The following is a 14,402-nucleotide window of genomic DNA, read 5'->3' on the forward strand; positions in this document are numbered from 1 at the left end:
TTGGCTAGAACTGTTCAATTGCAATAATATAAAACTCTGCTTTTCATTTACAGTAAAAAGACCTCAAGCTAATAACGCTCAAGGTCTTTTTCATTGATTTCACTGGGGTTTCCTTGTGAGAACCGTCCCTACCAACACGCCCACCTACCAACACGCACCTATCAATCCACTAAGTAAACACTTGCTTGATAGGGTTGTAGCTTGTTGTGTTTATTCTCGTCATAGTTGCTAATCAGGAGTGTAGCATTCTGAATTTTTTCGAGGATGCGCTCACTTTCATCTTGCAACAGGATTTCTTCATTTGAGAAGTTGCACAGGACATATAATGTTTGATTCTCCGTCTTCCTTCTGTATGCAAAAACTTTTGGATCATCTCTAAGCAATAACTCAAATTTTCCATCCGTGATAATATCCATCTCTTTACGTAATTGAATTAATCTTTGGTAGTAATAATAGAGAGAATTTGGATCTTCAAATGCGTTCTTTGCATTGATTTCAGTATAATTTGGATTCACTTTTATCCATGGCTCATTAGATGTGAAGCCTGCATTCTTTGAATCATCCCATTGTATAGGAGTTCGAGCATTGTCTCTTCCCTTGGTATAAATAGCATTCATAATCCGCTCATGGCTCCAGCCAAGGGATTTTTTCTCCTTATACATATTTAACAATTCAATATCTCTATAGTCTTCTAAACGTTCAAAGTGAACATTCGTCATTCCTAATTCTTCACCTTGATAAATATAAACGGTTCCTTGCATCATATGCAAACAGGTTGCTAGCATTTTAGCAGAGGTCACACGCCATTCTTTATCATTTCCAAAGCGAGATACAACTCTTGGTTGGTCATGATTATTCCAATAAAGACTATTCCATCCAACCCCATCAAGTGATGTTTGCCACTTTTCAAAATTCTCCTTTAACTCCACTAAATCAAGCGGCTTTAAATCCCATTTATCGTTGTTCTTTTGATCTAAATTCATATGTTCAAAGGTGAAAATCATATCCAATTCATAATTTTCTGGATTGGTATAAATTTTAGCATCGTCCGTACTTGCCCCTGGCATCTCTCCAACAGTCATGATGTCATATTTAGCTAAAACCTCTTGATTCATTTCTTTTAGAAACTCATGAATTCTTGGGCCATTAACAAAAAACGGACCACTATCTCCATACAATTGGTTGTCATTTATAATACCATTGGGGAACGATTGGTTCTTAGATATAAAATTAATGACATCCATTCGAAAACCATCAATTCCTTTATCAAGCCAGAACTTCATCATGTCATAAATGTCATTTCTTACTTTAGGGTTTTCCCAGTTTAAATCCGGTTGTTTTTTTGCAAAAAGATGAAGATAGTATTGTCCTGTCCTTTCATCCTTTTCCCACGCCGAACCACTAAAAATTGAGCCCCAGTTATTTGGGGGTTCCCCATTTGTCCTTCCATCACGCCAAATATAATAATCTCTATATGGATTATCTTTGCTACTTGATGATTCAACAAACCATGGGTGCTCATCTGATGTGTGATTCACAACTAAATCCATTACTAATTTCATACCACGTTTATGGACCTCTTCTAATAAACTCTGCATATCCTGCATTGTACCGTACTTATGAAAAATCTCACGATAGTTTCTTATATCGTAGCCATTATCCTCCTGAGGAGAATCATAAACCGGTGATAACCAAAGAACATCCACACCCAAGTTTTTTAAATAATCCAGTCGTTCTATTATTCCAGGGATATCTCCAATTCCATCCCCATCTGAATCATTGAAGCTTTTTGGATAGATTTGATAAACAATACTCTTTTTCCACCAATTCTTTGCTGGTTTCGTCATTTAGAACCCTCCTGTTCAAGATCAAACCCTACTAGTCTCACATCATTCACTAAAGAATTGGATTTATAATTCCCTACTTGCTCAACTTTTACGTCGCCTTTATCAGAAGCCGAGAAGGTTAGTAAGCTAAAATCGTCCGATTTGTATCCATAGGACAATCCATCATCTTCATATAGAGTTCCCTGCATCTTAAATTCTTTTGAATGGTAAACGTATAATTCAATATCCTGTTTTTCCTTTGTATTTTGGATTGATGTTCCTAGTGGTAAAATCGTTCCTTCTCTCACAAAAATAGGGAGCGTATCTAAATCTGCTTCCATTAAATAATACTTTCCCCCTACAAAGCGTTCCTCTGTCCAAAAGTTATACCAGACCCCTTCAGGAAGATAGACCGATCGATGATTTTGTCCAAGGCGTAATATTGGCGCAATTAAAACGTCTTTCCCTACTAAGAACTGATCACTGCAATCAAAGGTTTTTGTATCCCTTGGATATTCCATGGCTAATGGACGAACAATAGGAAGACCTGCTTTTTCTGCTTCATAAAAAAGAGTATAAAAGTACGGTAAAAATTTATACCTTAGCTCAATATACTTTTTTACAGAATTCATGGTATCCTCACCAAACGCCCAAGGTTCTTGGCGTATTGAATCTTGAACACTATGATTTCGGAAATATGGTAGGAAAGCTCCCACTTGAGTCCATCGAATCAATAATTCTGGAGTAGTGTCGGAAGCAAATCCTCCTACATCAGCTCCAGTAAAAGCTACTCCTGACATACCAAGATTCAAAATCATAGGGATTGACATTTCTAAATGCTCCCAATGACTGCGATTATCCCCAGTCCAAACAGCGGAATATCTCTGCACACCTGCATAACCAGCTCTGGTTAATGAAAAAGGTCGAGTATTTTTTAACAATCTTTGAAGTCCTTCAAAAGTAGATTTGCTCATGTATAGACCGTACAAATTATGTCCTTCTTCATGGGAAATCAAATGACCGTCAAGATTGTGATGAACATCCAAATCCATAGTTTTCGATTCATTGAATACAGAGGGCTCATTCATATCATTCCATATTCCTCTTATCCCCATTTTGGTGTAAAACTTATGAAGATCTCCCCACCAACGTTGAACCTTCTTTTGGAAGAAATCTGGAAAGGCACTTTGACCTGGCCACACCTCTCCATGGTAGATTGTACCGTCCAAATACTTGCTGAAATAATCATTCTTTACCCCCTCTTGATACACAGGGTAATGAATATCTTTCTTAACCCCCGGATCTACAATAGGGACAACATCAACATTTAGTTTCTGTATATCATCCAGCATTTCTTCAAAGTTAGGAAAATGATCCAGATCATGTGTAAAAACGCGATATCCATCCATATAATGGATATCTAGAAAAATGCAGTCTAAAGGAATCTCATATTTTTTAAACAAATCTACAATCTTGCGTACCTCAGATTCAGATTTATAGCTGTACCTTGATTGATGATAACCTAAAGACCATTTCGGCGGTAAAGGAGTTCTTCCAGTTAAATGTGTATAAATTCCAACGGTTTCCTTAATGTCTTCACCTAAAAGGAAATAAGAATTGATAGCCCCTCTATCCGCACTAATAGCGACCTGATCGTTATAAGTTTGCATATCAAATTCCGTTCGGAAAGAATTATCAAAAAACAATCCTAACGTCTTATCTGAATTATGGAATAGAGCAAAAGGAATCGATTGATAGAGTTCCACCGTATCCTTGTTATGTGGTGAAAATACATCCGTGTTCCAATTGCTAATCTTGGATCCATTTTTATTAAGGAAACCCGTTTTTTCTCCTAGACCATATACTGGTGTATCCTGCCTATTTTTAATAGATAAGGTTACCTTTTTGCTAGAAGTGTAAGAAACAAATGAGTCCTGTGTTTCCATAAATACTTTTCCATCTCGTAGGATCTTAATAGATATTGGATCTTTTTGTAGAATGATTCTCGTTAATCCCAGTATCAGTTCCAGCTCCCGATGGTTATCCTTCATCACACAACTAATAGGTTCGCCATCTCCTATTGCGGCTATAGAAGGATTTAGATTTACTTTACCAAACGGATTTACAATCAACCGAACGGTCTTTTCATCTACAAAATACAAAGCAAAAGTTCCTTTAGATAAAGTTCCTTCGAGTATTTCCCCATCCCATTCATAGCTTTGAATATGATTGATTGAAAGATTCTTCTGTCCTTCTTCTCCGTCATGAGGTAAAATAGCATAACTTGTGTTTTCTAACATTTTTTCACCAACCCTAGCTGCATGTTATTGTATAACTCTTATTGGCCGTTCACTGTTCACTACTTCAAATTCTAATCCTTGAAGAGTGGTTTCTACCTCAATGATGATTTCGTTAGTTTGCTTTGTGACAGAAAGTTTTACTTCGTGACCAAGATGATCAAACAAATTCGTAGTGAAATCATCCTTACAATAAATTTTGCACAAAGGTTTGTGATAAGTAGTGATATTATTCCCGACTGATGATCCAAGCTTGTTACTATCATTTACATTTAGTAAAAGAGCAGTATTTGATTTTACGAATACTGGTAATTCATTAACCTCAGCATCAACTTTGAATAAGGCAGGACCTATGACTTCCTGATTTGACCAAAGGTTAGTCCAGACTCCTTCTGGTAAATACACCATTCTTGATGTGGAGCCTTCCTCGATAATGGGAGACACTAGGAAGGAGTCGCCAAAGAGATACTGATCAAAAATTGATAAAACTTGCTCATCCTCCGGGTAATCTAACATCATAGCACGCATCATTGGAATTCCTGTTTTACAAGATTTTTCTGCCTCTTGGTAGAGATAAGGCATAAGATTCATTCGAACATTCGCATAAAAACGATAGACCTCAATAACCTCGTTAACACACGTTCGATTGGCGATATTCCATGGAGTTCGGTCTTGATTAAATTCAGCCTTGCTTTCCGCATGATATTGCATGATTGGACAAAAAGCCGCCATGGCTGAGGATCTCATAAACAATTCCGCAGTCGGAATATCTCCATTAAATCCTGCTAAATCCCAGCCCCAAAAAGTTATTCCTGCTAAACCGGAGTTTAGACCAGCAATCAATGATCTCTTGAAGGCACCAAAGGTAGACCTTTCATCACCTGCCCAATGTGCAGGAAAGTTTTGAGCACCCGTATAGCCTGCTCGACTAAAGGTAATACCTCCGTTTTGTTGTGCAAACTGATAGTAGGCTTCAATGTAATCGTTTGGATATTTGTTTCTCATTTCATTACCTTTACGGCCATCCGCAAAAGTAACATTTCTTCCAAATACAAACTCTCCACCATCTGTTTTGAATCCATCCACACCCATGTCGATTAAATACTGTCTCTTCTTAAACCACCAATCCGCTCCCTCTTTATGACTAAAGTCCATCAACAAGCTGTTCGTAAACCAATTTTCTGGAATACGATAAGGTGAACCATCTTGATTTTTCACAACATAGCCTTTTTCAATCATGTAGGCTTCATCTTGATCCTTTAGTAAATGCTTTTGTTTATTTAAATACTTTTGAATAGGAATTTGCCAAAGGAGCAGCTTCAAATTCTTATTATGAAGATACTCTACCATTCCTTTAGGATCAGGCCATCTCCCCCATTCAGGAAAATACATCTCGTCATACTGATGAATAGCACCAGGTTCTTTCAATTCATACTCTGCATCGTTAAACATATAGTAAGTTGCTTCATCACTCCACTGTTCCAAAACAATAACAGTAGCTGGAATTGCATGGATAAAAGTAGCTTCGACTTCTTTATTTACGGTAGATTGACGATCCCAATTATTGCTAGACATCCATGGTCCTAATGCCCAAGCTGGGACCATCTTTGGTTTTCCTGTTTTTTGCACATACGATTTCAATTGATTCTTATAGTCTCCCAAAAAGAAATGGAGATTTGTATCTCTCACATTAGAAATATTTTCAATAGAAACACTACATTTATCACTTAATTCAGAGGCAATATCAAACTTAGTATAGGCATCTGTATCAATATAACAGCCATATCCAGAATTCGTCATATAGAAAGGAACTGGCATATATGTTCTTGTTCCTTGATCACGATATTGATTATATACATAACAATCGACTACATTTCCCCGTTGGTTCAAGGCATTATATCGTTCACCAAATCCAAAGAACTGTTCATGCTTTGGACTATACCAATGGAACGTCCATTCTTTTACCTGATTTTGTACATCTAGTGTGTACTCTATCGGTGGGACTAATGGATGAGTGGAAAGAATCTCTTGTTCCCCGCGAAATAGTCTAATTTGAACATGATCCGAATTGATTTTTAGTGAATATGGGCCACAATCCAAACGAGCTGTGTTTACAGGCTGTAATTCAACTACCTGACCGGTAGGTAAAGACTTTACTGTTAGATTTAGTGCACCCTCTGTCAAAGAAAAAACGATTCCGTATTTATCATTCTCATCACCAAAACTGCACAAAACTTGATTATCGGTAACTTCACAAATATTCAACCTTGACACTGAATTCTTTTTTAAAGTGGAGACCTTATATTCTTTTGAAGTAATTTTTTTACCATTTATCAATTTTGCTACAAAGTGATAATGATATTGCCCATGATTTGGTAATGGATCTATATTCGTCTTATATAATTTTATTTCTTTCTCTTTACTGTTCGTTAATGTTGCCGTTTGATTCCATTTACTATGCTCATCTCTAATATGAACTTTAACGGATTCAATGGTTTCATCGGTTTGTATTTGACATGACAACTTTAAGGTTTCATCTTGAGCAGGAAAATGTGGTCTTCTTTCTGTTAATTTAGGAATATAGACATTCTCATTTCCTAAGGGTTCATGAATAATTCGATCCTCATTTTTTGAGCCATTAGAAGAAAAATGGTTGTATATTTCTAGTAAGACTTGTGTTAGTTCATCTCCGTTATCACTACCAATTAAGTCTGCATATAATTGTGCTTTTTCATAATCTGATTTTTCTAAGTAGTAAAGAGCAACTAACGCTGTAGCAGTTGACGACGCTTCTTGAGATCCGACATAAGGCAAAAATCCATCAGATCGTTTTAACTGAATAGTAATTTGTTGAACCGCCTCAACAATAATTAAATCCTCTGGAGAAAATAATCCATAGGGAAAAACAGCTAGAAGCTGATCCACTGATATCGTACGGTCCATCTTTCCAGATAACACAGCACCTCCTGAGAGCATATGGTCAAAGATGAAATCTCTCATCTCGGTCATTGTCTTCTGTACGAAAGTTTTGTTTCTACTCATTTTCGTTTCTAGAAGGGCAGCGTAACCCATAGATAGGTTAGATAGGTATGTATCTTTTTGTTCAGTTTCCCAGATAGAACGGTGAGGTGTATTCCATTCTTTCTTTATATAATTTAGGTATGGGGTGTCATCTATTTTAAGCAATTGATCACTATGAACTTGATATGAAAATTGTCTTTGTAGAAGCCATAACCATGTGGAAATATTATGGAAGGAATCCACATCTATATCTGGCTGTTCAGCCAAAATCATTTCTTCTGCTTTCCTAAGCTCTTGCTTTTCTTGGAATAAGTAAATTTTTAGTAGCTGGGTATATCGATCAAACAGCTCCATTAGAATCCCCTTTCTAGTAGAGAAAGGATATATGCATAGTTGATCCTACGCATATATCCATATCAAAATTAATTCATTATGCTGTTAAACTCTTCCTCAAGTGTTTCTAATACTTCTTTTGGAGTCTTTTCGCCATATAAGGCCTTTTGGAATTCCTCATTGGTTTTGTCACTTAATCTGCTCCAATTTTCTACAACTGGTGGTAATACTAATGTGTTCAAAGCCTCAAAGACTGCTTCTCTATTTTCTGGAGGAGTTTGTTCTAAATATGGAGCTAAAATGGCATCATCTGTGATTGCAGGTAACTCCCACGATGCTCCAATTCTAATTTTCGCAGCCTCTTCACTAGCACTCATAAAGGAAGCAAATTTATAGGCCGCTTCTTTTTTCTCAGAATCAGCAGAAACTGCTAACCCGTTTGCAAAGAAGTGGTGTGCCTTTTGTGTATTTCCTGCTTCTAGCTGAATATCCCAGTTAAATGGAGCATCCTTAAATGATCCAAACATCCAAATTCCAGTGTGAAGGATCGCAAGCTGCCCATTTAAGAATAAATCTTCAGGTGATTGCCCTGACATATCTGCTGGGGACGGAGCTACACCATGTTTTGTTGCATTTTCAACCATATAAGTAAGAGCTTCCAGATTTTCCTCTGAATTAATAGCCGGGGATCCATCTTCGTTGAAAATCGCACCGCCATTTTGTGCTGCGATTTTATAGAATTCGTTCATCGTTACAGGAGCATAAGTACCCCAAATATTATTCTCTTTATCTGTTAATTGCTTAGCCGCCTCTAGTTCATCCTCCCAAGTCCAATCAGCTGTAGGATACTCTAAGCCAGCTTGATCAAATAAATCTTTATTATAAAAAGTTAATACATTTGAAAAACTTTCTACCATACCATATTGTTTTCCGTCATATTGATAAGCTTTAAAAGCCTGTTCATTGAGTTGTGTTGCATCAAAGTCCTCATCAGTCTCAACAAACTCTGTTAAATCAGCAAGTGTACCTTTCGATGCATATTGAACAAAACTTTCATAGTTTAATTCGAAAACATCTGGTGCCGTTTTTCCTGCAATTCTTGTTTGTAGCTTAGTAAAGTAATCATTATATGCTGCTAATTCTTTATTTACTTTTATGTTCGGATATTTCTCTTCAAAAGCGGCAATCATTTGATCTAACTCAGCCTCGTAGTTAGGTGATGCAGAGAAACTATAGTACGTTATTTCTACCTCTTCTTCACTTACATTGTTTCCTTCCTCATTCTGCTCATTGTTCTGCAAATTGCTTCCTTCATTGGTACCGTTTGCATTTTCATCAGTAGTATCATCAGATGAACATGCCATTAATCCAAACATGAATACAAAACCTAGTAACAATAACACTGGCCATTTCTTTAACAAATTAACCTCTCCCTTTCAATTTTGTATTTATTCTTTCATTCCACTCATGGTCATACCTTGAATAAAGTATTTTTGAGCGAAAAGATAGACTGCTAGAATTGGTATCACACTAATAACAACCCCTGACATCAACAAACCCCAATCTGTCCCCCATCTTCCCTGCAACAGGGATAACCCTAATGGAAGTGTGGCTTTATCACTCGAACTAATTACAATAAGCGGCCAGAGAAAGTTATTCCATGATTGCATAAACGTAAAAATGGTTAAGGTAGCAATCGTTGGCTTTACTAAAGGCATACAAACTCTCATGAAAACCTGAAAGTGATTGGCACCATCCATAAAAGCTGCTTCCTCCAATTCTCTTGGGATCGACAACATGGATTGTCTCATTAAGAATGTTCCAAATACCGCAAACATAGTTGGAATAATAAGGGCTTGATAGGAATCAATCCAACCTAATTCCCTCATTAAAATAAATTGCGGAATCATTGTTACCTGTGTAGGTACCATCATGGTTGCCAAATACAATAGGAATAACTGATCTCTTCCTTTAAAATGCATTCTGGCAAATGCATAAGCAGCCATAGAACTAAAAATAATCTGTCCAACAGTTGTTAGAACTGCTACAAACAATGAATTCCATAAAAAACGCATCATCGGAAACATTTCTGTTACTTCCTTGTAGTTATTGGTAGTAGGTTCCTTTGGTATAAATTCTGGTGGAAACACCATCACCGCACTATTACCCTTAAAGGAGGTCGAAACCATCCACAAGAATGGAACTAGCATAATAAAAGCACCTACAATAAGGACTAAATAAAATACTAATCTCTTAAGAAAACGATAGGAGTTAGATTTATTCTGCTTCATAGATTAGTTAGCCCCCTTTTTTTGTAATCTCATTTGAATCCAGGTGAAGATAAAAATAACGATAAAGAGAGCCCAACTCATGGCAGAAGCATAGCCCATTTCATAATAGCTAAAAGCGTAGTTATAGATGTTTTGAACAAGAACAGTAGTTGATCCACTTGGTCCACCTTCAGTCATTATCATGACCTGATCAAAAACCTGAAAAGAGTTAATCATAGAAATAATTGTGACAAAAAAAGTAGTTGGAGCTAATAAAGGAATAGTAATGCTCCATAATGATCGAAATTTCCCTGCACCATCAATGGAAGCCGCTTCATAATAACTAGGAGAAATATTTTGTAATCCTCCTAAGAATAAAACCATGACAAATCCTATATCCTTCCAAGCACTCGCTAAGATAATTCCAATCATTGCTGTATTTGGATCATGGAGCCACTGAGGTCCTGTAATTCCAACTAGTGATAAAAGATAATTAATCAAACCATAATTGGGATTGTAAAGCCATTTCCAAACCAGTGACACAGCTACCCAGCTCGTAATAACTGGAAGGAAATAGGTGGCTCTAAAAAAGGCTTTAAATCTCATTTGCTTATTCAAAAGCAAGGCGCAGGAAAGCCCTAACACCATAACTAATGGAATATATCCTAGAATAAATAAAAACGTATTTTTAAAAGCTCTCCAAAACTCTTCATCCTGTACTAGGCGTATATAATTATCAAATCCAACAAACTGGAGAGAACTGATTAAATCCCAATCTGTAAAACTAATAACTAAGGAAGAAACTATTGGTACACCTATAAATAACAAAAATCCTATTAAATTAGGTAAAAGAAATATGATGAGCCAAAAATAGGTTTTCTTTTTGGACATACCAACCATTAATAGCCCTCCTTTTCATCAGTTTTTGACCATTTCATTTTCGTAAATAGGCTCTTCAAATAGGTGGTCAATGGCAAGTAATGCTCCTCCTACAAGCCAAGCATTATCATCTAACTCCGACTTTACAATTTCTGTATTCTGTTCAACATTTGAGAAAAAGTTGTTACCCGTTATATTCATAACCTGTTCGAGGAATAAATGGCTATAACTCATCCCCTCTCCAGCTAGCACAATCTTGTCTGGATTAAATGTATTGATTAAATTACGAACCCCATAACCTAGATAATTACCCATTTCATGTATTAATTTCATTGCAAGTTCATCTTTCTTTTCTGCCTTGGTGGCTACTTCTGTAAAGGAAAAATCCTCAAGAGTAGTCTCACTAAAATCTCCGATAATTTCCTTCCCCTTGTTTTCAAAGAAAAATTCTGAGGCATACATTTCTAAGCATCCCTTTTGACCACAATGACACGTATATCCGTCGATCTCTATTGTGGTATGCCCAAATTCACCGGCCCCTCCGATGGAGCCGTAATAAATTTTCCGATCAATGACCACAGATAAACCAAGACCCGCTCCAACGGACACAACAAGAAAATTATTACTGTTCTGTCCTTCTCCACTCCATAATTCTGCTAATGTGTAACCATTGATGTTGTTGTCTACGAAAATTCTAGTATTCTTAAAACTCTTTTTTAGCATTGAAGTAATTGGTACATCATTCCAACCCAACATAGTTGATCGGAGAATAATGCCAAGACGTCGGTTTACTAGCCCTGAGGATAAAATCCCTATACTAAGTAATTTTTCAATAGGAATGTTGTTTTCAGCAAGAATTTGTTTAATATTGTTTTCAATAATATCCACTACTACTTCAGGGGATGAATTTTTCTTGAATGGAATCTTTTTCAATCCCACTAGCTCTGCTTCCATGTTAGCTACCGCGAGCAAAATTTGTTTCTCTTCAATCTTCAAACTAATGGCATATCCATAATCTTTATTAAATTGGATCAATTTTGCCCGTCGTCCTCCAGTGGAATCTGACTCCCCAATTTCTGTTATATAACCCAAACTCATTAAGTCTTCTATGATGTATGAAAGTGTTGAGGCACCTAGCTTATATCGCTTTGCAATTTCAGCCCTACTGATTGGATGATGTAATCGAATGATATTAAGAACTTTAAATCTATTAATTTCTTTAATAAGTTCTTTGCTACCATTCCGCAGCGTCTTCATATTTTAGTCACCTCCGCTTACTACTTTTTATATTTCGAAACTTACTTTTTTCATTGAAAAAAGTAAGTACACTCTCACTTTAAATCCTTTCATTAATTTTTGCAAGTTTTTTTTGAAAGCGTTTTTTTGAAAAGTTGAAAACAACAGTAAATATTACTTTAAAGTTCAGATAAAATCCTTGAATTGTTTGTTAACTGGTTGTAATGATCCATAACTTATAAGACAAAAAAAGACCTCAAGTAATATTTTATCTCAAGGTTTCCTTTTAAATTCTCTAATCTTCCTCGCGATCCGTTCGTGTCCCTATTGGTATAAGGAAGAGGCGACGTTACCAACTGTGAGACTTTCAAGGCTTTTTCTTATCTATCAACACTCTTCTTTGACTTATTTAAGGTTAGTCTATTATTTTGTGGTAAAATATTCATGGATATTGTGAAATCTTTGGATAGAAGGGATTGCTATTTGTGACTATTGACCTATTTAAGTTGCTGTTGATATCCGGATTATTAGCTATTGGCACAAACTACATTCGTTTTAAAACAAAGTCTTTTGTTAATAGATTGTTTTTAGTTGTTAGTAGTTTGATCTTAGTTGAAACTTACGGGCTCATAACCAACTATGAATCTATTGCAGCAGCCTTTTTTCTATTCGTCATTTTTGCAAATATTTCCTTTCCTGTTCATGGAGCTATAATCACACCCCTTATGAGCTGGGTATTAGTTATGATCCATACAAATGAATTGTGGAGTCCCTTTCTTCTACTTGGTTATCTTTTTATCGGAATTAGCGTTGGAGGATTTAAGCAATTTTTGGATAAACGAAACAAGGAACGAATTCAATGGCAGCAACGTTTAATTAAAAATTCAAAGCAACTGAACGTTTTTAGAGAAGTTAGTACCTCCATGCAAAACACGCATAATCGGGACCGCATATTGCGCATTATTCTTACTTCAGTGACCGCAGGACATGGACTAGGCTTTAATAGAGCCATGATTTTACTTGTTGATGAAGAAATCAATAAGTTACAGGGAATTATGGGTGTTGGTCCAATGAGCTCTGATGAAGGGTATAAAATATGGGAGCGAATTACAAAAGAAAAATATAAGCTTTCAGATTTGATTGAAATTCAGGATGAGGATAATTCGCTAGATCCTCAACTAAATGAGCGAGTTAGGGAACTAGTAATTAACATAGATGAGGAAAACTTTTTGCACGAATCATTAGAAAAAGGAAAGCCCTTACACATTAAAAAAATTAAGAAAACTGATAAGGTTCAACTATTGTTAGCCAAACTATTTGGAATGGAGGAGATTGCTGTATTTCCTCTCATTAATCAGGGAGTAAGGGTTGGAGTGTTGATTATTGATAATCCAGTAAATAAAAGACCTATCACATCTGATGATATAGATAGCGTTATCCCACTAGCAAACCAGGCAGCTATTGCCATACAACAAGCTAATCTTTATGGACAGGTGAAAGATATGGCGCTTAAAGATGGATTGACTGGATTACTTAACCACTGGTCGTTTCAAGCTACCCTCGCAAAATATTCACCTGTAACAGATCAGCAACCTCTATCCTTAATATTATTGGATATAGATTATTTTAAGCATTTTAATGATACAAATGGACACCTATTAGGGAATGAAGTATTAATTCTTTTAGCAAAAGTTATTGGAGAATCCATTTGTAGTGAAGATTATGCCTTCCGTTTTGGGGGAGAAGAATTTGTCATTCTTTTAGTAAATACATCCATAGAAAAGGCAGTTACCATCGCAGAGCGAGTTCGCAGCAATGTTGAAGTAACAAATTTTCCTAATGGAGAGAAGCAACCATCAGGAAAGTTAACCATTAGCCTAGGCGTAGCTTCTACAAGTGAATTAAACTTAAAGACAGGAAAACACTTGGTTGATGTTGCAGACAAGGCGTTATATAAAGCCAAAGCCCACGGGAAAAATAAAGTTGTATCTTACAAGGAGTTTGTTTAAGATGAATAACATGAACTTGTTGTTGATGATTGGAGTATATTGTTCCTTGCTTGTTTTTAGTAGTCGCTACTTTTATATATTAGATATCAAATTTTTCGGCAAAAAAATCATGAAGGCTCTTCAATTGAATGTGTTGGAGCTTAATTATTCATTTGAACAAATGGTTTACTTCTACTCTCTGCCAAGTAGCATCCCTGTCTTAAAATATGCAGATAAGAATGATATATCTATTGGCTTTGATTATGATTCACTTTTGTTTAGGCACCTAAAAGGAATAAAGATTTACGTTAGCCACGGGAATGAAAAGGTTGTTTTAGCTTATCTATCAGCAAATGATTTCCGACTTCCATCACTGGACTTATTACTTGAGGAAGGGAAATTGGATGAAGACTCCTATTTAAAAATAAGTATCTTTAAATTAATTCATCCAAACACATTAGAAGAAATCACAGATGAAGTATTTAAACAAGTGCAGGTCGGGAGATACAAAAACCGTGTTGGTGGGGACGGTTCTTGCCAACACACCCAAAC

General features: G+C 36.1%; 9 protein-coding genes. 2 read left to right on the forward strand and 7 right to left on the reverse strand.

Annotated features, from left to right (window positions below; all coding sequences use genetic code 11):
* Window positions 1–161 precede the first annotated feature (161 nt).
* The 7 genes from RZN25_16600 to RZN25_16630 all read right to left on the reverse strand — a co-directional run bounded on the left by RZN25_16600 (window position 162) and on the right by RZN25_16630 (window position 11,883).
* Entirely contained in the window at window positions 162–1,847 is a 1,686-nt protein-coding gene (locus RZN25_16600) for an alpha-glucosidase (protein ID MEQ6378433.1), read from the reverse strand.
* Window positions 1,844–4,126, reverse strand: coding sequence for a glycoside hydrolase family 31 protein (locus tag RZN25_16605; protein ID MEQ6378434.1), 2,283 nt, complete (start codon window positions 4,124–4,126; stop codon window positions 1,844–1,846). The genes RZN25_16600 and RZN25_16605 overlap by 4 nt, the downstream gene beginning before the upstream one ends.
* 24 nt (window positions 4,127–4,150) lie before the next feature.
* On the reverse strand, window positions 4,151–7,498 hold the full coding sequence (locus tag RZN25_16610; GenBank protein MEQ6378435.1) for a glycoside hydrolase family 31 protein: 3,348 nt from the start codon (window positions 7,496–7,498) through the stop codon (window positions 4,151–4,153).
* 68 nt (window positions 7,499–7,566) lie between these two features.
* Complete coding sequence (locus tag RZN25_16615; GenBank protein ID MEQ6378436.1) at window positions 7,567–8,898, reverse strand: sugar ABC transporter substrate-binding protein; 1,332 nt, start codon at window positions 8,896–8,898, stop codon at window positions 7,567–7,569.
* A 27-nt stretch (window positions 8,899–8,925) separates the two neighbouring features.
* A complete protein-coding gene (locus RZN25_16620) occupies window positions 8,926–9,768 on the reverse strand; it encodes a carbohydrate ABC transporter permease (protein MEQ6378437.1) in 843 nt (280 codons plus the stop codon).
* A gap of 3 nt (window positions 9,769–9,771) precedes the next feature.
* The gene (locus tag RZN25_16625; GenBank protein ID MEQ6378438.1) at window positions 9,772–10,647 is read right to left on the reverse strand and encodes a sugar ABC transporter permease; all 876 of its coding nucleotides are present in this window, start codon (window positions 10,645–10,647) and stop codon (window positions 9,772–9,774) included.
* An 18-nt stretch (window positions 10,648–10,665) separates the two neighbouring features.
* Complete coding sequence (locus RZN25_16630; GenBank protein MEQ6378439.1) at window positions 10,666–11,883, reverse strand: ROK family protein; 1,218 nt, start codon at window positions 11,881–11,883, stop codon at window positions 10,666–10,668.
* A gap of 464 nt (window positions 11,884–12,347) precedes the next feature.
* Here RZN25_16630 and RZN25_16635 point away from each other — a divergent pair, with 464 nt between their 5' ends.
* Window positions 12,348–13,871, forward strand: a complete 1,524-nt coding sequence (locus tag RZN25_16635) for a diguanylate cyclase (GenBank protein MEQ6378440.1) — start codon at window positions 12,348–12,350, stop codon at window positions 13,869–13,871.
* A gap of 1 nt (window position 13,872) precedes the next feature.
* Window positions 13,873–14,402, forward strand: a 530-nt coding sequence (locus RZN25_16640) for a hypothetical protein (protein ID MEQ6378441.1), incomplete at its 3' end; no start/stop codon positions are given.

It is taken from the genome of Bacillaceae bacterium S4-13-56, from assembly GCA_040191315.1.
Lineage (GTDB): Bacteria > Bacillota > Bacilli > Bacillales > JAWJLM01 > JAWJLM01.